Annotated in this window: 17 protein-coding genes and 1 other RNA gene; 3 read left to right on the top strand and 15 right to left on the bottom strand. The window is 43.0% G+C overall.

Going from position 1 to position 26,029, the window contains the following annotated elements:
* Positions 1-373 precede the first annotated feature (373 nt).
* The 6 genes from ISP07_RS20080 to ISP07_RS20055 form a co-directional block, all read right to left on the bottom strand.
* Positions 374-1,378, bottom strand: a complete 1,005-nt coding sequence (locus tag ISP07_RS20080) for a hypothetical protein (protein ID WP_209328688.1) — start codon at positions 1,376-1,378, stop codon at positions 374-376.
* Positions 1,379-1,924: 546 nt separating this feature from the next.
* Complete coding sequence (locus ISP07_RS20075; protein ID WP_209328687.1) at positions 1,925-2,173, bottom strand: hypothetical protein; 249 nt, start codon at positions 2,171-2,173, stop codon at positions 1,925-1,927.
* A gap of 247 nt (positions 2,174-2,420) precedes the next feature.
* Positions 2,421-5,312 carry an aminomethyl-transferring glycine dehydrogenase gene (gcvP, locus tag ISP07_RS20070; RefSeq protein WP_054551325.1) on the bottom strand — a complete coding sequence of 964 codons (2,892 nt, stop codon included), beginning with the start codon at positions 5,310-5,312 and terminating at the stop codon, positions 2,421-2,423.
* A 199-nt stretch (positions 5,313-5,511) separates the two neighbouring features.
* Positions 5,512-5,901, bottom strand: a complete 390-nt coding sequence (gcvH, locus tag ISP07_RS20065) for a glycine cleavage system protein GcvH (protein ID WP_054551324.1) — start codon at positions 5,899-5,901, stop codon at positions 5,512-5,514.
* 51 nt (positions 5,902-5,952) lie between these two features.
* Complete coding sequence (gene gcvT / locus ISP07_RS20060; protein ID WP_054560755.1) at positions 5,953-7,035, bottom strand: glycine cleavage system aminomethyltransferase GcvT; 1,083 nt, start codon at positions 7,033-7,035, stop codon at positions 5,953-5,955.
* Between the two features lie 180 nt (positions 7,036-7,215).
* Positions 7,216-7,815, bottom strand: coding sequence for a hypothetical protein (locus ISP07_RS20055; protein WP_054560756.1), 600 nt, complete (start codon positions 7,813-7,815; stop codon positions 7,216-7,218).
* A 124-nt stretch (positions 7,816-7,939) separates the two neighbouring features.
* Here ISP07_RS20055 and ISP07_RS20050 point away from each other — a divergent pair, with 124 nt between their 5' ends.
* Together ISP07_RS20050 and ISP07_RS20045 are read left to right on the top strand one after the other, a co-directional pair.
* Positions 7,940-8,785 (top strand): LysR family transcriptional regulator, encoded by an 846-nt coding sequence (locus tag ISP07_RS20050; protein WP_054560757.1) that lies wholly within the window; start codon positions 7,940-7,942, stop codon positions 8,783-8,785.
* A gap of 1,005 nt (positions 8,786-9,790) precedes the next feature.
* Positions 9,791-11,941 carry a TonB-dependent receptor family protein gene (locus ISP07_RS20045; protein WP_138619810.1) on the top strand — a complete coding sequence of 717 codons (2,151 nt, stop codon included), beginning with the start codon at positions 9,791-9,793 and terminating at the stop codon, positions 11,939-11,941.
* 808 nt (positions 11,942-12,749) lie between these two features.
* Here the strand turns inward: ISP07_RS20045 and nagP are convergent.
* The 5 genes from nagP to ISP07_RS20020 all read right to left on the bottom strand — a co-directional run bounded on the left by nagP (position 12,750) and on the right by ISP07_RS20020 (position 18,525).
* Positions 12,750-14,054: an N-acetylglucosamine MFS transporter NagP gene (nagP, locus tag ISP07_RS20040; RefSeq protein WP_055198117.1), complete on the bottom strand. Its 1,305-nt coding sequence runs from the start codon at positions 14,052-14,054 to the stop codon at positions 12,750-12,752.
* A 208-nt stretch (positions 14,055-14,262) separates the two neighbouring features.
* Positions 14,263-15,429 (bottom strand): FAD-dependent monooxygenase, encoded by a 1,167-nt coding sequence (locus ISP07_RS20035; protein ID WP_209328686.1) that lies wholly within the window; start codon positions 15,427-15,429, stop codon positions 14,263-14,265.
* Entirely contained in the window at positions 15,426-16,607 is a 1,182-nt protein-coding gene (gene ubiH / locus ISP07_RS20030; protein WP_209328685.1) for a 2-octaprenyl-6-methoxyphenyl hydroxylase, read from the bottom strand. The genes ISP07_RS20035 and ubiH overlap by 4 nt, the downstream gene beginning before the upstream one ends.
* Before the next feature lie 8 nt (positions 16,608-16,615).
* Complete coding sequence (gene pepP, locus ISP07_RS20025; RefSeq protein WP_209328684.1) at positions 16,616-17,941, bottom strand: Xaa-Pro aminopeptidase; 1,326 nt, start codon at positions 17,939-17,941, stop codon at positions 16,616-16,618.
* Positions 17,942-17,961: 20 nt separating this feature from the next.
* A complete protein-coding gene (locus tag ISP07_RS20020) occupies positions 17,962-18,525 on the bottom strand; it encodes a UPF0149 family protein (protein WP_209328683.1) in 564 nt (187 codons plus the stop codon).
* A 194-nt stretch (positions 18,526-18,719) separates the two neighbouring features.
* Between ISP07_RS20020 and ssrS the strand changes: the two genes are divergently transcribed.
* A non-coding RNA gene (gene ssrS, locus ISP07_RS20015) (6S RNA) lies at positions 18,720-18,903 on the top strand.
* Positions 18,904-18,912: 9 nt separating this feature from the next.
* Here the strand turns inward: ssrS and ISP07_RS20010 are convergent.
* From ISP07_RS20010 to ISP07_RS19995, 4 genes are all read right to left on the bottom strand, one after another.
* Complete coding sequence (locus ISP07_RS20010; protein ID WP_209328682.1) at positions 18,913-19,359, bottom strand: hypothetical protein; 447 nt, start codon at positions 19,357-19,359, stop codon at positions 18,913-18,915.
* Positions 19,360-19,677: 318 nt separating this feature from the next.
* Entirely contained in the window at positions 19,678-22,758 is a 3,081-nt protein-coding gene (locus ISP07_RS20005) for an efflux RND transporter permease subunit (protein ID WP_209328681.1), read from the bottom strand.
* The gene (locus tag ISP07_RS20000; RefSeq protein ID WP_138619926.1) at positions 22,758-24,056 is read right to left on the bottom strand and encodes an efflux RND transporter periplasmic adaptor subunit; all 1,299 of its coding nucleotides are present in this window, start codon (positions 24,054-24,056) and stop codon (positions 22,758-22,760) included. Before ISP07_RS20000 ends, ISP07_RS20005 begins: the two co-directional genes overlap by 1 nt.
* A gap of 2 nt (positions 24,057-24,058) precedes the next feature.
* A complete protein-coding gene (locus tag ISP07_RS19995; protein ID WP_138602764.1) occupies positions 24,059-25,465 on the bottom strand; it encodes a TolC family protein in 1,407 nt (468 codons plus the stop codon).
* Between the last annotated feature and the right edge of the window lie 564 nt (positions 25,466-26,029).

The raw sequence follows: 26,029 nt of genomic DNA, 5'->3' as shown, positions 1-26,029 counted from the left end.
TATGAGCCCGCATATAAGCACGCAGTCTGACAAAATTAACGAAGGGTATTGTGCAATAGGAGGAGTCCATATAAGGCGTTTTAACGCCGAAAAAAAGTTATTAGATATCAGTCGTTAGAAGTTAGATTAGATTGTGCCAACGCATACTTAAATTGGAATGCCCATCCGTAGGCGTGAAATTTATTTCGCGCGAAATATATTTCACACCTACGGTATCGGGATTAGCCATAGCAAGGTACAGGCACAATCTAACCTAAACCTTATGGCTTAAAGCTCTTTTGTTTTAATCTGATAGCTGACGGCTGAAAGCTGATAGCTCCTTTCCCCTCGCTAACTTATCGAGTTTCGCTGTGCTCTGCCCAACACGCTGTTATTAATACCCTTCAAACCTTGTTGCACAACCTATGCCTATGCACTCAACACGGCTGTCGAGTTCTAACAGCTCTAAATTATAGCTTTTGCTAACATCTACCTTTTGTAGTGGGTTATTAAAAAGGCTGATATCTACTAAATTTGCATGTTCACGTAAATCAATGTTTTTTAATTTGTTATTCGACAAAAAGAGCACTTGGAGCATGGGGTTTGCTGTTAAATCGATAGTGCTTAACTGGTTATTACCGGCGTAAAGTGCAGTTAACTTTTTATTATGGCTGATGTCTAAAGAGCTAAGCTGGTTGGCATCTAGGTTTAGTTCGCTGAGCATCTTGAACTTGCTTAAATCTAGGTTTTTTAACTGATTATTTGCAAGCTCAAGATTACGAATACCACTCGGTATATTTACTTTTGTGAGCTTATTGCCCGACAGATTAAGTTGATACAGTTCAGAATTAACAAGCGTCAATTCGCCTGTCAGCTTATTATCTTTAAGATCAAGCCATGTAAGTTTACTGTTAGTGCTTACATCAAGCTTTGAAAGCTTATTACCACTCAGCATTAAAGTCTCTAACTCTTCGTTGTTACTTACATCAATACTCGTAAGGCTGTTTTGGCTTAAATCAACACGGAAAAGCTGGCTGTTGTGACTTATGTCGATTTCGGTCAGCTGGTTTGGCACTTTTTTATCGGCAGGCCTACTTGTAATGCCACCAATTTCACCAACTATGAAGCTATCTCCTTCATTACTGAGGACGAGTTTTGTTAAGTTACTAAAATGCTCAACCCCTTTGGCTGAGGTAATACCGCGATCTCTGCAATGTATTTTTGTCACCTCCCCCACTGTTTTATAGCCACTTTCATGTAAACACGCTAAGAAATTAGCATCAGCAACCACGCTCTCTATTGGTGTATCGTCATTAGCCGAAGCACCAGCAACCCCAAGATTTAACACAAACAAACCGGCCAAAGCCATTTTAATGCTCACAAAGTTCCCTTTTAACATTCTTTCACCTTAAAATTTCAACAACATAATCAGGTGGTTAAGTAAGAGGTTTCACCACCCAACAACAAAGCATGCATAATACAGGTTATTTGACATTTGTACCTATATAAATACATAAATTCTTCCGAAGTTGTTTTTTAATGGATTCGCGCGAAATAAATTTCACGCCTACAGTGCTAGGTGCTAGGTGCTAGGTGCTAGGTGCAAGGTGCAAGGTGCAAGGTGCAAGGTGCAAGGTGCAAACAGCATAGTGTCGGGATTGGGATTGGGATTGGTAAAGAGGTTAGGCAAAAAGAAAGACCTGACCCCATAGCTTCCGCCCGCTTTCTTTTCTGTATAGCGCCTCATCGGCTTGAGAACACTTGGGGTCTTGCATTTTTCCTGGACCAAACACCAATCTCACGTTTAATACTCTCCCCCGTCATCACGCCCTGAAAATAAGTAATTGATGAGTAGTTCATTTCATGGATGAAATCAAAGCCGTGACTTCGCCATGGATGGCGATTACACGGCGTTTACGTTCACACCAATTAATTATTTGAAGGATTAAGCGTGATGCTCGGGTGGCGCTGGGAGAGTCCTGAGAGGGGTCAGCGGCAGCCCCTCTTTGGCTGCCGTCGCCAGCGCGACAAAACCTTGAATAAGGTTTTTAATGTAGGTCGCGGATTTATCCCGACAAAAGTTAGCAGTAGGAATCATCAGCCAAGGTGATACAATTTTTGGGCTATAGCCGACTCCTACAACAATATTGAGCTCGGTGTAGCATGAAGCGCCTCTGTGGTGAAATAAATTCATTTTTCGCCCTAAAGGACGACCTACAACAAACTATTGCGAGCGAAATAAATTTCACGCCTACGGTATCGAATTCAGCCATAGCAATATACGGGCACAATCAACTTATGACTTACAGCTCTTTTGATTTAATCTGATAGCTCCCTTCCCCTTGACTCTCGCTAACTTTCCCCTTGCTAACTTTCCCCAAGACACAAAAAAGCCGTTACATTGCTGCAACGGCTTTTTGGCATTTGAATTTAATCAAACCTTAGTCACGGTATGTCTCAACCGCTGGGCATGAACAAACTAGGTTACGGTCGCCGTATACGTCATCGATACGGGTTACTGTAGGCCAGAATTTGTCTTTTGCTACGCTTGGTACTGGGAATGCAGCGTAGAAACGGTCGTATGCACGATCCCACTCATTGCCTAGTACGTCTGCTTGTGTGTGCGGTGCAAACACTAGCGGGTTGTTTTCAATTGACCATTCGCCAGATGCGATACGGTCGATTTCTGACTTGATTGACACCATTGCTTCGATGAAACGGTCGATCTCAACTTTAGACTCAGACTCAGTTGGCTCAATCATTAGTGTGCCTGCTACTGGGAATGACATCGTTGGTGAATGGAAACCATAGTCTTGTAGACGTTTAGCTACGTCCATTTCTGTAACGCCTGTTTGCTCTTTGATTGGGCGTAGGTCAACAATACACTCGTGCGCAACGCGGTTGTTACGGCCACGGTATAAAATTGGGTAGTGCTCGCTTAGCTTCTCAGATAAGTAGTTAGCGTTCACGATAGCCATTTCTGTTGCTTGTTTTAAGCCTTCAGAGCCCATCATGGCAATGTATGCCCACGAGATTGGTAAAATAGCTGCTGAGCCGTAAGGAGCAGCAGAAACCGCACCGTTACCGATGTTTGTGCCAGCAACATTAATTACGCTATGGTTAGGCATAAATGGCGCTAGGTGAGATTTAACACCGATTGGGCCAACACCTGGACCACCACCACCGTGTGGAATACAGAATGTTTTGTGTAGGTTAAGGTGCGATACGTCAGAACCAATTGAACCTGGGCTTGTAACACCTACTTGCGCGTTCATGTTTGCGCCGTCCATGTACACTTGACCGCCGTGCTGGTGCACGATGTCACAGATTTCACGAATTGTTTCTTCGTAAACACCGTGTGTAGATGGGTATGTGATCATGATACAAGATAGGTTTTCAGATACCTCTTCGGCTTTCGCTTTAAGGTCTGCCATATCAACGTTACCGTTTTTATCACAGTCAACAACCACGATTTTCATGCTTGCCATTTGTGCAGACGCTGGGTTTGTACCGTGCGCTGAACTTGGGATCAAACATACGTTACGGTGACCTTCACCACGTGACTCGTGGTATTTACGAATCGCGATTAAGCCTGCGTATTCACCTTGTGCACCTGAGTTAGGTTGTAGTGAAACTGCATCGTAACCTGTGATGTTTACTAACCAATCATGTAACTCTGTCATCATGATTTGGTAACCAGCTGCCTGATCAAGTGGGCAGAATGGGTGTAAGTTTGCAAACTCAGGCCAAGTGATTGGGATCATCTCAGCTGTCGCATTAAGCTTCATTGTACATGAACCTAATGAGATCATTGAGTGGTTAAGCGCTAAGTCTTTGTTCTCTAGGCGCTTGATGTAACGCAGCATTTCAGTCTCGCTGTGGTACGAGTTGAAGTTAGGGTGCGTTAAAATTTCGTCATCGCGTACTAGGCTTGCAGGAATTGAGTTGCTGCCGTTTACTTCGATTTCGTTTGCTAGCGCATCAACGCTTAGGCCGTGATCTTCACCTAAGATGATGTCGAATAACTCAGCTACGTCTGCACGAGTTGTTGTTTCTGATACAGAAATTGAGTATTCACCTGCGCGGTTAGACGCAAAGTTAACGCCGTGCTCTACTGCACGTGCAACGATTTCATCTTTGTTATCTGCAACAACAGTCAGTGTATCGAACCATGTGTCGTGCTTAAGGTTTACACCTTTCGCTTTTAAGCCTGCCGCTAAGATATCTGCAAAACGGTGGATACGCTCAGCGATAGTTTTAAGGCCCTGTGGACCGTGGTAAACCGCGTAGAACGCTGCCATGTTCGCTAGTAATACTTGCGCTGTACAGATGTTTGAGTTGGCTTTTTCACGACGAATGTGTTGTTCACGTGTTTGCATTGCCATACGTAGTGCATCGTTACCTAAACGGTCTTTAGAAACACCGATAATACGACCTGGTAGTGAACGCTTGTACTTGTCACGTGTTGCGAAGAATGCAGCGTGTGGACCACCGTAACCCATAGGTACACCAAAACGCTGTGCTGAACCAAGTACTACGTCTGCACCTAGTTTACCTGGCGCTTTAAGCATTAATAAGCTCATGATGTCTGCAGCAACACAGGCAATCGCTTTTTTGTCTTGTACTTGTGCAATTAGGTCAGTTACGTCAGTGATTTCACCGGTTGTTGATGGGTATTGGAATAATGCACCAAAAATCTCATGATTAGCCGCTTCGCTTGCAGGACCAACAACAACTTCAAAACCAAACTGGTCTGCACGTGTAGCCACAACGTCGATAGTTTGCGTATGTACGTCATCAGCAATAAAGAAGATGTTTGCTTTTTTAGCTTTAGCAACACGCTTTGCAAGGCCCATTGCTTCTGCAGCAGCCGTTGACTCGTCAAGTAATGACGCGCTTGCTAAATCAAGACCAGTTAGGTCTAGGGTCATAGTCTGGAAGTTTAATAATGATTCTAAACGACCTTGTGCAATCTCTGGTTGGTATGGTGTATACGCAGTGTACCAGCCTGGGTTCTCAAGTACGTTACGTAAAATTACGTGTGGTACGTGAGTTGGGTGGTAGCCTTGACCGATGTATGATTTGAACACTTTATTTTTGCTTGCTACTGATTTTAAGTAGCTTAGTGTTTCAACTTCAGTGCGGCTTTCGCCAATTGATAAACCTTGCTCTAAGCGAATGCTTGCAGGTACCGTTTGACCGATCAGCTCTTCAACACTCGATACTCCAAGAGCGCTTAGCATGTCGCTTACTTGCGCTGGGCTTGGCCCAATGTGACGGCGAATAAAATCTTGCTTTTGCTCTAATTGTTCAAGAGATTTGGCGTTTGACATTTGTCCAGATTCCTATGATCCAAAAAAAAGTGGTTACTGCCAATGGGTAACTGGCAATAACTTAAAAACAGGTTGATTCAGTAACTTACAGCGTATGGAAAAGTAAGCTATAAAATCATAAAAGCCCCTGTGAAACCCAAGCTACGCATTTAATTAGCTGGGGATCTAGACGGGGCTTTTAGTCGGCGTGACTAATTAATTAGTCTTCGTCGATTGTGTTAGCGTAGCCTTCAGCGTCTAACAGGTTATCAAGCTCTGATGTGTCAGATGCTTTGATACGGAATAACCAACCGTCAGTGTACGGGTCGTTATTTACTGTTTCAGGCGAATCTTCAAGCTCTTCGTTGATTGCAACGATTTCACCGCCGATTGGTGCGTAGATGTCTGATGCTGCTTTTACAGACTCAGCTACTGCGCAGTCTTCACCCGCGTCAACTTCATCACCAACTTCTGGTAATTCAACGAATACCATGTCGCCAAGAAGTTCTTGTGCGTGCTCAGTGATACCTACAGTAAACGTACCGTCACCTTCGTCGCGAACCCACTCGTGTGAAGTAGCATATTTTAATTCGCTTGGGATATTGCTCATCTTTTTGTTCCTTTGGTTTATATTGGGTGATAACACCAAATTTTTTATAGTTTAGATAACTGATTTGCCGTTACGTACAAAGCAAGGTTTAACAACCTTAACGTTAACCAGTTTTTTACGCATCTCTACTTGGGCTGTTTCGCCAGTTGAACGCGGAACGCGTGCTAGCGCAACACTGTGACCAAGAGTTGGTGAGAATGTACCAGAGGTAATCACCCCTTCACCACCTTCAACGATGACTTTTAAACCGCTACGCAATACGCCTTTTTCTTCAAGCACTAAACCAACTAGTTTGTCTGTGCTCTTGTCAGCGCGTTGCTGTTCTAATACTTCACGACCGATAAACTTACGATCTTCTGGCTCCCATGCGATTGTCCACGCCATGTTTGCAGCAAGTGGAGAAACACTTTCGTCCATATCTAGGCCGTAAAGGTTCATACCCGCTTCAAGACGTAACGTATCACGCGCACCTAGACCCGCTGGCGCTACGCCTGCGTCTAGAAGTTGTTGCCATAAATCAGCAGCTTGATCGTTAGGCACTACGATTTCATAACCATCTTCGCCAGTATAGCCTGTTGTCGCAATAAATAAATCACCTGCTTGCACACCAAAGAAAGGCTTCATACCTTCAACAGCAGCTTGTTGCTCTGCGTTAAGTACTGTTGCTGTTTTAGCACGTGCGTTAGGGCCTTGAACGGCAATCATTGCAAACTCAGGACGCTCAGTAACCGTTACGGCGAAATCAGCCGAAACTTTAGCTAAATGCGCTAAATCTTTTTCACGTGTTGCTGAGTTAACTACTAAACGGTAGTTCGTTTCTGAGAAGAAGTAGATGATTAGGTCGTCGATTACGCCGCCTTCTTCGTTAAGCATACCTGTGTAAAGTGCTTTACCTGGTACAGTTAACTTAGCAACGTCGTTTGCAACTAGCTTACGTAAGAACGCTTGTGCTTGCTCGCCTTGAATATCGACAATAGTCATGTGAGATACGTCAAACATACCTGCATCTGTGCGAACCGCATTATGCTCTTCGATTTGTGAGCCGTAGTTGATTGGCATTTCCCAGCCGTGGAAATCAACCATTTTTGCGCCAGCTTCAAGGTGCTTAGCATGTAAAACTGTTTTAGAAGTCATAATATTCCTTCACTTTTAAATTAACCCACAAGTTGTGGGGCGTGGCCTCAATTTAATGAGGGGGAATAACATGGGCGGCGATTATACATTAGTTGCACAGTTGTCACACCCAAATTGCGATTTTGTAACTAAAAAACAGCTAAACACCCAAGTGCGTAGCTGTTTTAAAAATTTTATCTTTTAAGCAACGTTGGCTAAGGCTAAATCAAAGCCGAGCTGCTGCAAGTGCGTTTGCCATTTATCAAGCTCTGCTTGGCGCGCCACCAGCTGAAATTGCTGTGTTGCTTGGTTATCTATCGCGGTAATAAAAACCTCACCGCTTTGTGCACCATAGCAGCTGCGCATGTCTGATAAACGCAGCCCAGGCGTTAGCTTAAAGCTGTCAACCAAAGCATCAAACGCTTGCTCACCACTTAGGGTTAGCGCGCTTAAGTCGTCACGCATTACATAATCAATGTCGTAACGTAGTTGTTGCTCATTAATAAGCGACTGTAATTGCACGCTGGCATCTTTACCTAATACAAAGCGAAATGCAGTTTCGTTAAAGTAATACAGGGCATAAGCGTAGCTGCTTGTTAGGTCATCGTCTAATGAACTACGTAAGCCTAAACCGCTGGCGGTTAGCTTATTAATATCAAGACCTAAAATAGCCGTTAAAAATGGGATTGCTTCAGTGCCACTAAAATCCATAATGGCAGTATCGCTATTAGCTTGTAGCACGTTGTCTGCTGGGGTCTCAGCTTGGCTGTGGCGAGCAAACATTATTGGCGTAAAAGTCATATGTGACACCTATCAATCATTAATGGCTGAAGTATATTGCGCCGTGCTAGCAACAACAAATTGTAATTATTTATCAATTGATAAATAATGCTTATATATACAGCCCTATAAATAGAATTTTTTAATGAAAAACATTTCTACCGATAGTTTACGTACTTTAGTCACCGTTGTTGAAGTTGGCGGATTTGCCAAAGCGGGTGAATTATTGGGGCTATCACAACCGGCTGTGAGCTTACAAATAAAGCGCCTTGAAGACATGCTGGGCCATAAGCTATTTAAAAAGCAAGGCCAGCGCCAAGTGCTTAATCAGTATGGCGAATTGCTTATGCCACTAGCAAAGCAAATGCTGCAACAAAACGATGCTATTTTGCAGCAGTTCACCAGCGAAAACGTGACCGGTAAAGTGCGCTTGGGGATCCCCAGTGAATTTGCTGCACGTATTTTACCGTCGATCATTGGTGACTTCGTGGCCCTCTACCCTGACGTATCGCTCGAAGTGCGCTCTCGTTTGAGTAAACATTTGTTGTCGGTCTCGCGCCAAGATCAATTCGATTTAGTATTGGCATTAAACGAAGAGCTAGAATCTGCCAAGTTCCCGATTTTTATGCAAGACCAACTAGTATGGGTGGGTGATTTAAACCTTGCACAAAATGATGTAGTAACGCTTGTAACCGCCCCCGAGGGATGTATTTATCGCCGCCGCGCAATCGAGGCGCTACAAAGTGCGGGTATTAAATACCGCATTGCCTACAGTAATGCCGACTTAACTGGCCTAACTGCAGCATTAAAAGAAGGCTTAGGCATTACGGTACTCGCAAAAAGCACCGTACCGAATGAGCTTAACTACCAACTGCAAACCAAAGACCTCCCCGAGCTTGGTCAGATCGGTATTAGTTTAATTAAACGCACCGACGACCCCGGCACCGCCGTAGATAAACTCGCCGAATTCATCGCCCTACGTTTGACGTAGGTTTGAGTTGCGAGTTTTCAAAATTGTAGCTGCGATTTTATATCGCGTAATTTGATGAATAATCACAAAGAGGAAAAGAGACGCTGCGCTTTAGAGGGATTATTAAAACCAATTTTGATGGTTTTATTGGGTTGCTCATTCCCTTCTCACTGTCTTCTCTTTGTGCAAAAAATTATTGAACCACAGAGAACACCGAGGCGCTTCGCGCTACATAGAGAAAGTAATAATCACAAAGAGAATAAGAGGCGCTCCGCTTTAGAGGAAAAATACCCTTTTTGGTTGTTTTATTGGGTTGCTCATTCTCTTCTCATTGTCTTCTCTTTGTGCAAAAAAAATTGAACCACAGAGAAAAACAGTAAATTACGCGGGGTAAACCCGCTGCTACGAATTCGGCGTTAAAACGCCTCCTACAACTCGTACCTCGCTAACAATGAATCTGATACCTGACGGCTCCAAACGTTGGGTTTCGCTTTGCTCTAACCAACCTACGAGCTAATGAGTTAAGCACTGTAAGTCGTCATTTATGGCGACACATAATCGCTAACATTGACGGGCTAAAGCCCGACCTACGACTTATATGTTGATTTAAGAAATATCGCGCGAAATAAATTTCACGCCTACGGGTATGCATTTCAATTTAACTATGTGCAGGCACAATCTAACTTCTAACCACTGATATCTAATATCACCATTTTTTTCGGCGTTAAAACGCCTACACTCGTATCTCGCAAACTTTCCCCTTTACTTTTGCTAACTTGCTAACTTGCTAACTTTTCAATCTGATAGCTGATTGCTCCAAAGTTGGGTTTCGCTCCGCCTATTAAGTTTTACTTAACACCTCCCCAAACCCAATATCGTAATACAATACTACTGTATTTCTTATATCTGATTAATTTCAAAAACTTACAGTTCAGACCTGTTTTATTACAAATAGGATTGATTCGCATTACTTTACATGTTTTAATTGCGCCTGTTAAAAAAATCTAAACATATACAGGACACACAATGACACCTAAGTTTATTGTTTCTACGCTTTCGACTGCGGTCGCTTTATCTTTAAGCGCTAATGCTTTTGCAAAAGATGTAACTAAAGAAGAGAAAAACTTCGAGCAAATCACTGTAATTGGCTCTGCATCTGCAATTAACGATATTCCTGGCTCTGCTACTTTTATTGATGAGCAAGAACTAGAAAAGTTTGAATATACTGATATCTCTCGTGTTTTAAGTGCTGTACCGGGTGTATATGTACAAGAAGAAGACGGCTATGGCCTTCGTCCTAACATCGGTATGCGTGGTACGGGTACAGGTCGTAACGACAAAATATCAGTAATGGAAGACGGTGTACTTGTAGCACCAGCACCTTACTCAGCGCCTTCTGCTTACTACTTCCCTACTATGGGTCGTATGGAGTCTATCGAAGTACTTAAAGGTGCAGCTTCTGTAAAGTATGGCCCGCGTACAACAGGCGGTGTTTTAAATTTAGTTTCTCGTAGCTTACCAACTGAAGGGTCTAAAGGTTTACTTAATGCTGAACTTGGTAGCGACGGTTTCTACAAAGGTCATGCTTACTTCGGTAAAAAGAAAAACAATGCTGCGGGCCTTGTAGAAGTATTCACTTACGGTGCAGATGGCTTTAAAGATTTACCAGTTGGTAGCGACAACACAGGCTTCGAAAAGAACGATTTCTTATTAAAGTTTGGTTTTGACTTTGGTGATAACGAAGCACACAGCCTAGAAATGAAATTAAAGTACTCAGACGAACGTTCTGACGAAACTTACATGGGTTTAACTGACGCTGATTACCAAGAAAACCCTTACCGTCGTTATGCAGCATCGCAAAACGATGAAATGAACACACAACACAATGCATACCAAATCAACTATGCATATCGTTTTGGTAAAGGTTACGAGCTACTTGCTACAGCTTACCTAAACGACTTCCACCGTAACTGGTATAAAGCAAGCAAAGTAAGCAGCAGCTACCTTGAGCAATACAGCGAGTTTGAAGCAAACCCAACAAGCGAAGGTATTGAAGGTATCGGCGTAAAAGCGAATAACCGTGATTACCAAGCGAAAGGCTTACAAACTGAATTCCATATCCCTGCGGGCAACCACTACATCACAGTTGGTGCACGTTACCACGAAGATGAAATGGATCGTTTCCAATGGGAAGACAAGTACACACTTAACCAAGACCTATCAATGACGCTTACAGAAAAAGGCGTTCCAGGTTCAAACAGCAACCGTTTAGATAGCGCAGAAGCAACTACCCTATTCATTCAAGATGAGTGGTCACTTGATGCATTAGTCATTAGTGCAGGTCTTCGCTACGAAGACATCACAATCAAACGTGTTGAATGGGCTAAGTCTGATCCAAGTCGTGAAAATGGCTTAACAAAAGATATCAGCAACGATACTGAGATCTTAGTACCATCACTAGGTGCCACTTACACAGTAAGCGACAACCTAACGCTTCTTGCTGGTATTCAAAAAGGTTACGCTCCAGCGGCACCGGGTAATGCGGATCAAGAAGAAGAAGAGAGTGTTAACATTGAGCTAGGTGGTCGTTACGATTACGCTGGCATTCAAGGTGAAGTAATTTACTTTAACTCTGACTACACAAACATGCACGGTAACTGTACTGCGGCTGTAGGTTGTAGCGATGACAATATTGGCGACCAATACAACTACGGTGAAGTATCTGTGTCTGGTTTTGAGCTAAGCGCAGGTAAAGTTTTTGCTACTAAAGCAGCTTCATTCCCAGTTCGCTTAACTTACACTTACACTGATTCTGAGTTCGACAATGCGTTTGAATCAGATCTTTGGGGAAGCGTAGAAAAAGGCGATGCAATGCCATACGTGCCTGAAAACCAATTAGCGCTTTCGATGGGTGCTGAGTTCTCAAGCTTCGTATTCGATACGCAAATGCGTTATGTGTCTGATGCACACGCAGACTTAACAGACTCAGGTCGCAATGCAATCGACAGCCGCGTTGTATGGGATTTAGCAGCTAAATACCTAATCGACGACAAACAAAAAGTATACCTAACAGTAGATAACCTGTTTGACAAAACCTACGTTGCAAACCGTGCAAACGGCGGTATTCAACCAGGTAAACCACGTACCCTACAACTAGGTTACAGCTACTCGTTCTAATAAAACGACTTAGCGAAATATCAAAAGCCGTGTGATGAAAATCCCACGGCTTTTTTGTGGGTGTTAGTTAGCAAGATAGTAGCCGCGATTTTATATCGCGTAACTCAATGGATATTCACAAAGAGCATAAGAGGCGCTGCGCTTTAGAGGAAAGTAACTAATAGTTTTATTGGGTTGCTCATTCTTTTCTCATTGTCTTCTCTTTGTGCAAAAAATAGTGAACCACAGAGAACACCGAGACGCTTCGCGTTACATAGAGAAAACATAATTTAAAATAATAATCACAAAGAGGATAAGAGGCGCTGCGCTTTAGAGGAAAAGCAACAAAATCTTATGGTCTTTCTCATTCTTTTCTCATTGTCTTCTCTTTGTGCAAAAAATTATTGAACCACAAAAAACAGTAAATTACGCGGGGTAAACCCGCTGCTACCTGTTCGGCGTTAAAACGCCTCCTACACCTCGCATCTCGTTCCTCGTATCTCGCAAACTTTCAATCTGAAAGCTGATGGCTCCAAGCGTTGGGTTTCGCTCCGCTCTAGCCAACCTACGAGCTAATGAATCAAGCACTGTAAGTCGTCATTTATGGCGACACATAATTGCTAACATTAACGGGCTAAAGCCCGACCTACGTGTTACTTCTGTGGTTTAGATAAGCATCGCGCTAAATAAATTTCACGCCTACTGATGAGCATTTTAGCTCCTTTGTTTTCAAGCTGATAGCTGAAAGCTGATAGCTTTAGTTTACCCACAAAAAAGCCGCGGTGATGGGCGTACCGCGGCTTTGCCTAACTTGAAATAATCTACCGGGTTATTTCCAGCTTCTCATCTTATGGCCTTTTAAGGCGTAAAATAAAATGAATACATAACTTGGTATCATCACAATGTAAGCGCCTTGTGCACCAAGGCCTGCAACGTTTCCTAAACCGATTAATAACGGGCCTAGTGCACCACCAGCAATACCCATGATCAATAAGCCTGATGCAGTGCCTGTTAAGCGACCTAAGCCAGCTAAAGCCAGTGGCCAGATTGCAGGCCAAACCATGGCATTAGCAAAACCTAATAACGCAATGCATAACAATGGGTCTGGTAATTGCGGGCCACCAAATGGCACTAATAATAGGTTTGAAATAATAAACGAGTCATTGCTACCAAGTACCACTAACAACACGGTGATAATACCGGCAATACCCGACATTAATAACGCTGTTTGTTGGCTCATAAAGCGTGGAATAGTCAAAATACCTATCGCGTAACCAATCAACATACACGCCATGGTGTAAGAGGTCATAACTGAGTAGTCGGCAACGCCAATTTGTAAAGCGTACGAGCCAATGGTATCTGCTGCAATAACTTCAACAGCAACGTATAAAGCAATACCCACCACACCTAAAACTAAGTGAGGGTGTGCTAGGGTTTCTTTAATTTCACCTTTGCCGTTTGATGTTTCGTCTTCATCAAACACTAAATCAGGCAATGGTGCAAATTTGGCAAATGCTGCAAATAACATGATTAAAGCGGCAATCAACACATAAGGCATGATAAGGCTATTTGCCATAATGTCTTTTTGTTCTTGCGATAATTTACCTGCGCCATCAACCACACCGCTTACAACTACAGCGGCAAAAATAACAGGCACAATAACACCCGCAAATTTGTTTAATAAGCCCATGATACACACGCGCACAGCGGCTGATTTCTCAGAGCCCATTTTAACCACGTATGGGTTAACAGCGGTTTGTAGTACGGTTTGTCCAACACCTATCATTAATTGTGCGAACAAGAAAATTTCGATCATTTGCAGTTTCGCAGCCGGAATATACATCAGCGCCGATAAAGCCATAATCGCACAGCCAATCGCCATACCATTCTTATAACCAACGCGCTTGATCAACATAGCCGACGGGATGCCGGCAACTGTTACCGCAATATAAAAAGAAGAGATGATAAACGAAGCTTGTAACGGCGAAAGCTCAAGCATTTGCTGCAAAAATGGTGTAATTGCACCATTAAGCCACGTTATACACCCTAAGATAAAAAACATTGAGCCGGCCAATACCATTGGCAGCCAGATGCTTTGTTTTGTGTTGTTGTCACACTCAACCGTTGCTTCCATAATTGTTCTCTTAGTTTAATTATTTTTATTTGGTTGGAAACTAGTATACAACCCAACAGAGCTGTTTAATTTCCATACCAATCACAAAAATTTAATCATACACTAACAAAAATGACAGCGCTATCATTTTGCGTTCATATAAGTGCAAAAAAGCCGCGGCTAATTGCTTAGCTGCGGCTTAAACTAAATAGTAACAACTAGTTAGGTGTTATTTACCAATTGCTTCTTTTGCGAACAAATGTTTAATTGGGCCAAGGTTATCAACTAGGCTTAAACCAACACCACGTACAAGTTTTTTCAATGGGTTAGCGCCCGCAAATAGCTCTTTTAAGCCTTGCATCATAGCTATGTGTTTTTGTGCATCAAGCTTACGAGTACGCTCATAATCACGCAGCGTGCGTGCACTTGCAAACTCGCCTTGCTGATTACTTAATAGCTCAATTAAATAAGCGGCGTCTTTTAGGCCAAGGTTCATGCCTAAACCGGCTAATGGATGAATGGTATGCGCTGCATCGCCCATTAAAACCACTTTGCCCGACACCCACTGCTGGGCATAACGCATCTTAAGTGGAAACGCCATGCGCTCGCTTTGCACTTCACATAAACCACATTGGCCATCGAGGGCTGCCATAACCGCTTTATTAAAGTGGCTATCATCAAGCGCTAAAAGTGTGTCGCAATGCTCTGGGCTTGTTGACCAAACAATTGAGTGCGTATGTTTATCTGGCAAGGGTAAAAACGCCAGCGGCCCGGTTGGCAAAAACACTTGGCGTGCTGTGTTGTTATGCTCATCAGCGGTTTTAACCGTGGCAACAATGGCGTGATGGTCGTAATCTTTAAAAGTAATTGGCATGTTGAACTGCTTACGAATAGCCGAATTAGCCCCATCAGCCGCTACTAAAAGTTTAGCAATCACAGGCTCGCCGCTTTCAAGAGTAATAAACACATCAGAGTCGGTTTGATGAATTTGCTGATAGCGGGTTTCGAACAGTAAAGTAGCATTACTTTGCTTTTCAAGTTCGCTAATTAAAGCGTAGCGAATAATGTCGTTTTCGACGATATGACCGAGCTGCGGTAGGTCGAGGTCGTTATGATCAAAATGAATTTTGCCAAAGCTGTCTTGATCACGTACATCCATCGAGGTATACGGTGTAGCACGTTGTTTAATGATCTCTGGCCATACATTTAATGACTCGAATAAACCCTGACTAGCTAAGCTTAATGCGCTCACGCGAAGTGCGTAATCATCACCCGGTAAGGTTAGATTTTTACTCGCATCAATCACCACAACGCTGATATCTGCTTTTGCCAAACCTAGTGCTAGCGTAAGGCCAACACAGCCACCACCGACAATACAAACTTGTGCTTGTTTCATATCCGTTTACCTTGCTTAACCTGACCCATAAGCTGTTTTGCCAGCGGGGTTTTTAACGAGGAGAATAAATCCATTGAGAAAAGACCAATGCTGCGACCAAGCGCAAGCAATCGCGATGAGTTAGAGAACAAACGCACTAGGCTGTCTGTGAGTGTCATCACGGTAGTAATATCTTTACTGCGAGTTTGGCTGTAATAACGGGTAAAGGTGTAATCACCAAGGTCGTCTCTATTTGCCATATCACACAGTAGTTGCACATCACGCAGGCCTAAATTAAAGCCCTGCCCTGCGATAGGGTGAATAGCGTGCCCTGCATTACCAATTAATACCGTACGGTGGCTGCTCAGTGATTCGGCTTTACCATACACAAGCGGATAACTTGCACGCATACCCACTTTACTAAATGAACCGCCGCAGTAACCAAATGCTTTTTGCAACTCAGCTAAAAAGGCATCGTCTTCAAGCGCCATAGTGTGCTCAATTTGCTCAGGCTCCATGCACCACACCAGTGAGTATCGATTATTACTCATTGGCAATAGGGCCATTGGGCCGTGCTCAGTAAAACGCTCAAAAGCATGATGATGATGACCACCAGCCACTTCGATGTTAGCAATAATCGCCGCTTGCTGATAAGCGCGAGTATTAAACTCTATATTAGCTAGTTTACGGCTTTGCGAATGAGCACCATCGGCAATCACCACAAGCTTTGCGCTTAACTGCTCACCGGAGCTCAGCGTGATATTGGCAAAATCGCTTTGGTATTCAAGCTTGGCAACCGTATCAGGGCAATACAAACTAACATCAGTACGAGTAAGTTGCTGATGAAGGCTGCGCCCAAATGGGTTCACTTCGACCACATAACCAAGGGCATCATGGCCATATTCTTGGCAATTAATATGCGTTTTACCAAAATGACCACGGTCAGACACAGTTACTTTTTCAATCGCTGCCGCAAATGGCGCTTGGCAATCAAATGCATTGATTGATTTTAAGTACTGAACAGACTGCTGAGCCAGCGCAATGCTTCTATCATCAAAGCTTGGGTGATAGTCTGCGCTTACTTCATTTGCTTCAATTACAGCGATTGATAACTGCTTATTGCTCTGTTTTAGGCCCAGGGCACAACTTGCACCCGCCATTCCACCGCCGATAATGACAACATCAAACTGCTTTGCCACGCTTGCTCCTAGCCTTTATTTGCTTGCATCACTGCTTCAATGTCACTAATGGTTTTTGGAACCGAAATGGTCAGGTTTTCATGGCCATCTTTAGTGACAAGTAAGTTATCTTCAATACGAATACCGATGCCTTTATATTGCTCTGGTGCTTTTGCATCTTCGCTAATATATAAACCCGGCTCGATGGTGAGCACCATGCCCGGCTCAAATACGCGCTCTTTTTCATCAAGCTTATATTCGCCAACATCGTGTACGTCTAACCCTAACCAATGGCCAAGGCCATGCATGTAAAATGCTTTGCAGGCTTGATTTGCCATTAGCTCATCAAGCTCACCGGTTAAAATGCCTAAGTCAATAAGCCCTTGCGTTAATACCGTTGAGGCTAATTCATTGGCTTTCGATAAACTACCGCCTGGCTTTACTTGGCTGAATGCTGCTTCTTGAGCTGCTAATACAATGTTGTAAAGCGCCGCTTGTGGTTCGCTAAACTTGCCATTGATTGGGAAAGTTCGTGTGATATCTGCCGCATAACCTTCAAGTTCACAGCCAGAATCAATTAACACTAAATCGCCATCTTTTAGCTCAGCATCATTTTGTGTGTAGTGCAAAATGTTGGCGTTATCGCCACTGCCGACAATCGTGCCATAAGCAGGATGACGGGCACCATTCATTGCATAATGGTGGTGAAGCTCTGCTTCTAATTGATATTCAGTTGCGCCAGGTTTGGCAAACTGCATAGCGCGAATATGGCCTTGCGCACTAATTTCGCACGCTGTACGCATAATGTTTAATTCTGCGTCAGATTTAAACAAACGCATTTCATGCACTAAACCACGAATATCTTTAATGGTATGCGGTGCTTTATAGCCTTTTTTAGGTGCGCCGCGAAGAGTGCTTAATAAATCCCAAACCTTTGCATCGAAATTTGCGTAAGTGCCTTGTGCATAAAATAAAATCTGCTGGCCGTTCACCAAATCTAATAATTGCTCATCTAGTTCACTAAGTGGGCAAGTTGCGTCGAATAAGTACTCAGATTTAGCTTTTTCGAAGCCAATTCTTCGGCCATGCCAAATTTCAGCTAGTTTATCTTTGTTACGGCAAATAAGCGTACTTGGTGTATCGCTCGACGGGCAAAGCACTAAAACCGCATCTGGTTCGTTAAATCCAGTTAGGTAGAAAAAGTCACTGTCTTGACGAAATGCATATTCAGTATCACGGCTACGTGTCACTTCTCCTGCAGCAGGAATAATAGCCACGCTATTTTTATCCATCATCGCAAGCAAGCGCTCGCGGCGGGCTTTAAATTCAGCTTTATCGATTGCAATAGACGACATGCTAAACCTCTGTAATTTGATTAGTGAAGGGTCTTCTTAGGGTTTTTATCTGCAGGCTCTTTGCCTAATTCAGCAAAACATAAAAGCGCAGAAACACGTACATACTCAATCACTTCGTGCAGTGCTTGGCTGTCTTCTTCGGTCTCTTCAAACATGGTGTCTAGGCGGGTAATTTCACTAAAATCGCTGATCACTTCTTTCACATCAGCAGATAACTTGCCGTAATCTTTTTGTTTTAAACCAAAACCAAGCATAAAACCCGATACCCAAGATACTAAGCCATTGGCTAAATCGATCAGTGTTTCGTCGTCGCTTGGTAAGAATAGGTCAAATTGAAATTCTTCATCGCTAAAGCTGGCAACAACCTGAGAATACACATCAGCAAAAAATGCTTTTAAATCTTTACTAAAAGCTAAGCCATCATTGAATACATCGCTTAATAAACCTAAGTATTCGTCGGCTTCGATATTGATGCCACAGGCTAATAAACCACTGATCACACCATGGGCTTCTGCTGGTGCGACAAAAATTTCATTCTTTTCTAATAACAATTGGGCTTGTTGGTAATCAGGTAACGTGCTCATAACTTTTTCTTTGTTCGGCTAAGTAACGCCATGCTACCACTCGATAAATCGCAACTCCAATTAATTGTATGATTGAGGTCAAAAAGCAATCTGAAAAGTAAATAAGCAGTTAAAGGTGGGGAAAAACTACCCGAACGATCCGCTTTTTTTGCTTCTATGGTTTAAGGATTGAAACTTGTCTTATATACTGAAGGTGTTCCCTAGGGTGCAGGAGCTTGGTTAAGTCCCTGAGCCGATAAATTTTATGTTAGGGTTTCTGTTCGTTTACTATTGTGCAAGCTCGGCATGTACCGAGAAGCCTACGGTAGACCGCAGATCCCCGCCCTGAAACCTCAAGGTTTCAGGACTGACACCGGGCACCGCATACTTGGGGAACACCAACTCTTATTAAGTTATTTTCAACAAGAAAACATTATCCGCGACTTCCTCAAACTTTTCACATTGGCGTAAAGCTTCTATATCTGCCTCAGTAACATAAGTTTCTTTAAAATCCTTTTTACTTTTTTTATCTACAATGTAAAGGCTAAAAAAATCTCCGCATTTAGATACATATAGTTCACTTACATTTTCTAATGATATTATGTTGTTATCTATTTTAAGTGATGACTTTTGAACGACTATTGTATTAGGCCAACTTAAAAATCTGAACAAATAAACAACAAAAAATAAACTCGTCAAAGGAAAACTAACAATTACTATAATCCGTTTTACTTCTAATGCCTCCTTTGAAGGCATCAAAATGGCAATCGAAAACCCTACCAAACCAAGAAGTAATAAGATTAAGTGGTTTTGAATATTTTTTAGATTCAACTTTTTATTAAACTCTAAAGTCACAACTTCAGCCTTAGCCTCGATTTCATATCTATAATATAGATGTCGTCATTTATAACGACACATAATCGTTTAATTGACGGGCTAAAGCCCGACCTACATGTCATTTTGGTGATTTTAATATATCGCGCGAAATAAATTTCACGCCTACGGCACTGGGTTTAGCCATAGCAATGTGCTGGCACAATCTAACTATACCCTTTCCCCTTTCTAACTCGCTAACTTTTTTGTTCTGATAGCTGACGGCTGAAAGCTGATTGCTCCTGTGCGTTGGGCTTCATTTCACTCTACCCAACACACATGTTTTCAACCTATCGAACCCTACTTAAAAAATCCCTGAAAGCGCTCCATTAATAGGTAATTAACTGGCACTAATAGTAAGGTGATAAGCGTTGCGAAGATAATCCCAAAGCCAAGGCTTACAGCCATTGGAATAAGGAATTGTGCTTGCGTCGCTTTTTCAAATAACAACGGCATTAAGCCAATAAAGGTGGTTAAACTGGTTAGCATAACTGGGCGAAAACGTGCCGCCCCTGCAAGCTTAACGGTTTCCAGTAAATCACCGCCCTCTTCACGCTTCTTATTAATAAAGTCTACCAGTACCAATGAGTCATTCACTACAACGCCTATCAAGGCTAGCATGCCAAGCAGGCTCATAATGGTTAACTCCATGCCCATTACCCAGTGACCCATTACCGCACCTATCATGCCAAACGGAATAACACTCATCACAATTAATGGCTGCATATATGATTTAAACGGTATCGCTAATAACGCATAAATAATAAAGAATACAAACACCAGGCCCCAAGCGAGTGAACCAAATGATTCACGCTGCTCTTTAGCTTCACCTTCGAGCGAGTAATCAACGCCTGGGTATTGCACCATTAGCTCATCTAAGTAGGTTTTTAAGTCTGCTTGCAGTACCGTCATATTGGTATTTGATTTTTCAACATCGGCTGTCACATTCAACGTACGATAGCGATCAATACGATAAATAGACGATGGACTTTGCCCCGGTACTAAGGTCGCCACATGCGACAATGGCACTGTGCCACCTGTTGGTGTTTTAATTAAAATATCGGTTAAATCAGCAACTGAGCGACGTTCTTCAATTGGCAAACGCACCATTACACGCACATCATCGCGGCCACGTTGAATACGTTGAACTTGCGCACCAAAGAACGAATTACGCACTTGCTGCGATACATCAACACGGTTTAAACCAAGTGCCAAACCTTGCTCTGTTAGCTCAATTTGCAGCTCGTCTTTACCATCTGACATGCTATCGGCAATTTCGTACACAGTTGGGTAAGTTGCTAAGCGCTCTTTTACCTTTTCTGCCACAGCTTCAAGGGTATCGATTGAGCTGCCACTTAGCTGCACATCAATAGGATCTGAACTGCGACCAAATTCAGCACGGAAAGTTACACTCTCTGCGCCCGGTATAATACCAATAAGGTCACGCCATTCACTGGCAAGCTCTCGAGAGCCAATATCTGATTCACGTTTTTCGGCTGGTGTGATTTCAAAGCGCACACTACCTGTATTTGATGAACCACCACGGCCACCTGTGGTTGCCAAAATATTTAAAATCACGCTTTGACCATCTTCATCGCGATACTTGTCTTGTAGCTCTTTGGCCTTATCTGACATATCGATGATGTATTTGTTGGTCACTTCAAACGGTGTTCCTGCAGGGAATGTTAGCTCTGCGCGAACGGTTTCACTTGGAATACGCGGGAAGAATATAAACTTCGTCCAACCGCTGGTGATCAGGGTCAAAATGATAAAGAAAATACCTACGAACAAGCTGACCGTTGCTAATTTATTCTTTAGCGCAACATTTAGTAGCGGCTGATAGTACTTCATAATGGCGTGTTCAAAGCCATCGGCAAAACGCTGCTGAAACTGCTGCAGTTTTGACGGATTACTTTTTTCACTTCGTAGTTTTAAGTACTTTAAGTGAGCCGGCAGAACAAATTTAGACTCAATTAAAGAGAACAGTAATACCGGAATAACGACAACAGGAATTTGCGCAAATAAGGCACCACGGTTACCTTCGATAAAGGCTAATGGTAAAAATGCTGCAACCGTTGTAAGTACACCAAAGGTAACGGGTGTCGCAACTTCTTGCGTACCACGAATAGCAGCTTGCTCACCACTTTCGGCTGTTTTTAGGTGGGTGTAGACATTTTCACCGGTCACAATGGCATCATCAACAACAATACCAAGTACCAAAATAAAACCAAATAAACTCATTACATTAAGCGTAATACCAAAAATTGGCATCGCTAAAAACGCGCCCATGAATGACACAGGGATACCAATAAACACCCAAAACGCAATGGCAGGACGCAAGAACAAGGTAAGTAATGCAAGAACTAAAATGCCACCCTGAATAGCATTGGTTGTTAGCGTCGCAATACGGCTTTTCACTATTTCAGAGTCGTCATCCCAAAAGCTTAACTCAAATCCTTCAGGCAGCTGACTTTGATGCTCGGTAATGTAATTTTTTACCGCATCAGCAACTTCAATCGCACTTTGCGGACCAATACGATACACATCAATAAACGCCGCTTGCTTACCATTGAAGCGAGTACGAACTGGGGTTTCTTCGAAGTCATCAGTAATACGGGCGATGTCGCCTAAGCGAATAATGGTACCATCAGCTTGGTACTTCACCACAACTTGGGCAAACTCATCTTTACGATAGGCTTGGCCTTTTGAACGAATGAGTACATCTCCCCCTTCGGTTTTTAAGTTACCTGCAGAAACATCGGTACTTGAATTACTAATTGCTGAAGAAATGTCCGATAAGCGTAAATCGTATTGGCGTAATGTATCTTGGCTTACTTCAATGGCAATTTCGTAATCTCGCACCCCACTTAGCTCTACCTGAGTGATTTCTGGCAAGCGTAATAAGTCATCACGTACATGCTCGGCATATTCTAAAGTTTCTTTTTCGCCGTATTCACTCGACACAGTAACCGCAATTACTTCACAAGTGCGCTGCGCGAGTGCCACAACCGGTTTTTCGGCATCAACCGGAAAAGTATTAATGGCATCAACCCGGCTTTTAATATCGGCTAATAGCTCCCGTGGGTCATAGCCGGAATCGACTTCAATTGATACCGAGGCAGAGCCTTCTGATGAGCGGCTAGTAATACGCTTTACGCCTTCGAGATCTTGCACCGCTTCTTCAATACGGATAGCGACACCTTTTTCAACATCTTCAGGTGTTGAGCCACGCAGGGTCACGCTAACACTAATGCGGTCTGCTTCAAATGACGGGAACACTTCAAGTGGTATTTGCGTCGATACGCTAAATAGCCCCGCTAATAAAATGCTGATCAGCAATAAGTTTGCTGCAACATGATTCTTTGTAAACCAAGCTATCATTATTGCGCTCCTTGCTTACGAGCAGCGCGGCGTTGTTCAATTAATTTTTCAACGGTAATACCTTGCTCTTTTGCTTGCTTTTCAAGCTCTTCACGGCTTGGACGCTGTGCTTTACCACGCGTAGCTTGATACGCTTCGCTTCCCATTACCGTCACTTGGGTACCTGAGCTAACTTGACCTAGCGGCGTAATCACTAAGTGATCTCCTGCTGATAAGCCTTCGGCAACCATAGCTTGAGTCGCGTTTTGCCAAGCCAGTGAGATGTTTTTGCGACGCAACACACCTTGCTCTTCAACATAAACATAGGTGCCTTGGTAAATTGCACTGTTTGGGATCACAATGGCATTTTCAATCGCCTTACCGGTAATTTGCGCTTTAATGTACTGACCAATTTTAATTGGGTATTGATTAGCTGAAGTGGCTTTGTAAGGGTCATTAATTTGTGCAACCACATAAAGCTGCTGCGCGCTTTCATCAATGGCCCCTTCGGTGCGAATAACTTGACCTTGCCATTGCTGTTTACCAACAAGATCTGAGCTAAATTTAACGAGTGAACCGGCACTATTTTTAGCACCATCACGAAATTGTTCTGGTAAGTTAATGAACGGCAGATCTTTATTTTTGATTGGTAAGCGAATTTCAACACGGTCAATGGCATAAATGCTGGCAAGTTCCATGTTATTACTCACCACTTGCCCTAAATCTACGCTGCGGCTTAAAACTCGCCCCGCGTATGGAGCAGTGATTTTTGTACGCTCTAAATCAAGTTTCGCTTTTTCAAGCGTCGCTTGGGCAGACAATACACTTGCTTCGGCAGCTGCAAGTTGTGGCTTACGCAGTACTAGGCTACTTGCTTGTTCACCCTTTCCTAAGCGCTCCCAATCGGTAATTGCTTGACGACCACGAGCTTGCTCTTCAAGTAGGCTTTGCTCAGCGGTTAATAAAGCTGCTTGTGCTGATTTTACTTCGGCGCGGTGATCTCTATCATCTAATTGCAACAACACATCGCCTTTTTCGAAAAAGCCACCTTCACGAAATTGCTCACTAATTTCGATAATTTGCCCTGAAGCCTGCGCGACCAGCATACTTTGCGTACGTGGCTTTACGGTGCCAAAACTATCAATCATCACCTGATAGGTTTCTGGTGTTAGGCTCTTAACTGCCACATTTACTTTTGCTTTTGGCGGTGAAGAAAATCGGTTTGCTTGAGGCGGGTTGCCTTTAATAAACATGACAAGCAGTACCGTCACAACGATCACTACCAATGGAATTAAAATTTTACGTGTCTTGCTATTCATGATTATTGCTCTGCTACTTCGCTGTTTGCTTCACTAAAATCACCACCAAGGGCAATATGTAAGTTGATTCTGTTGATAATTAATTGGTTTTTAAGTTCGATTACCGAACTTTGCGCATTGAACGAACGGTCTTGTGCATCGAGTACCGTGGTGTAAGTAACCAAGCCACTTTGATATTGTTCAAACGCTAATGCCTCTGCGGTAATGGCATTTTCTTGCGCTTCTAAGGTTTTTTCGTAGCGTACTTTAAGTGCTTGCTCTTGGCTGATGGCTGTTTCAACATCGTTAAAGGCATCGTAAAGTGTGGCAAGATACGCTTGCTCTTGGCGCTTAACGTTTAACCTTGCTTGTTCTTCATTGGCTTTTAAGCGACCACCTTCAAAAATTGGCATCGAAATACTACCAATCAGCGACCACGCTAAGCTTGAAGGCGAAAATAAGTCGCTCACTCTATCTGTGCCATCACTGATTGATGCAGAAAGATTTAAGCTCGGAAAACGCTGTTTATGCGCATAAGCAAGCCCAGCGTCGGTGCTAAGCAATTGATACCAGCTTGCCATTAACTCAGGTTTGCGAGTGATAAGCTCTGAAGGTAAACCAAGTGGAATGGCACTGTCGAGTAGAGGTAAATCTGCACTAACGCTTAACGCGCCAGTTGGGTATTGGCCTGTTAAACGCTCTAAATCGCGAATCGATTTAGTTAACGTTGCTTGCTGCGCGGCAATGTTTGAGCGCTCAGTATTTAGCTCATTCCGAGCAAGATAAACATCAAGCGCTTCATTTAAACCTTGGCGATAACCTGACTCAATAATATCTAAATTTTTTTCTGCGTTTTGCTCACGCTGCTTGTATAGTTCAAGTAATTTGTGATTCGTAATAACATCAAACCAACCCGCTACCACATCAGCAACTAATTGTTGTTTGCTTTGCTCAAATGTGGCTTTTTCAGCTAGGTATTCAAGATTTGCTTGTCGTTCTGAGGCTGATAATTTACCCCATAAATCAACTTCGTAGCTTAATTCTAATGATGCTGAGCTGGCGTTGTTATAACTAACAGGGCGGTTATCTTTACTACGGCTCGCACGTGTTGATAAATCAAGGCTTGGCCATAAATCAGCCCCAGCAGCAATAAGCTGCTGCTCTTTAATCGCGACATCATAGCCCGCTTGTAAAATCGCTTGGTTATGGGCTAATGCTTGCTCAACTAAAGTAAAAACTTGAGGGTCGTGTAATTGCTGCAACCAGTTATCTTCAACAGCAAGCGCTTTGTCGCTAGAAGGGAGTTGCTGCCATGCACTTGGTACTGTCTCAAGCTCAGCAACTCGTTCATTGTGAGTCGGCTGGCTCGCACATGCACTTAGCAAAATTACACTTAAAGCCAATAAACTCGGCTTATATTGCCAATTCATTCTAAAAACCTGAAAAACATCTATTTATGAGTGTAATTCAAGCACCACGCTAAGTTTTGCTCAACTGACTTTACATAACATTACACTGCCTGACATTTGACGACGATGAATGGTAGGAAAATGGAGGTAAGTTGCAAACTATCAACTATCAGCTATCAGCTATCAGCTATCAGCTATCAGCTATCAGCTATCAGCTATCAGCTATCAGCTATCAGCTATCAGAACTTTGATCTAGCTTCTCTCTTTTTCCAAGAGTTTATTAGCGTGTAATAAATTTACATATACGGATGAGCATTTATCTGAAACTGAGTGTAGGCACTTTTCAATCTGACTTCTGACTTAAGGCTTCTTTCCCCTTTCTAACTCGCCAACTTTTCAATCTGATAGCTGAAAGCTGATAGCTCTTTAAATTTCACGCCTACGGGAAGTAAAATCGTGATTTGGAGGGGGTAAAACAAAAAAGCCTCGCGATTGCGAGGCTTTAAATTAATGGTGCCCAGAGGCGGAATCGAACCACCGACACGAGGATTTTCAATCCTCTGCTCTACCGACTGAGCTATCTGG

It is taken from the genome of Pseudoalteromonas sp. PA2MD11, from assembly GCF_017808125.1.
Lineage (GTDB): Bacteria > Pseudomonadota > Gammaproteobacteria > Enterobacterales > Alteromonadaceae > Pseudoalteromonas > Pseudoalteromonas simplex.
This window is presented reverse-complemented; position numbering and strand designations above follow the sequence as displayed.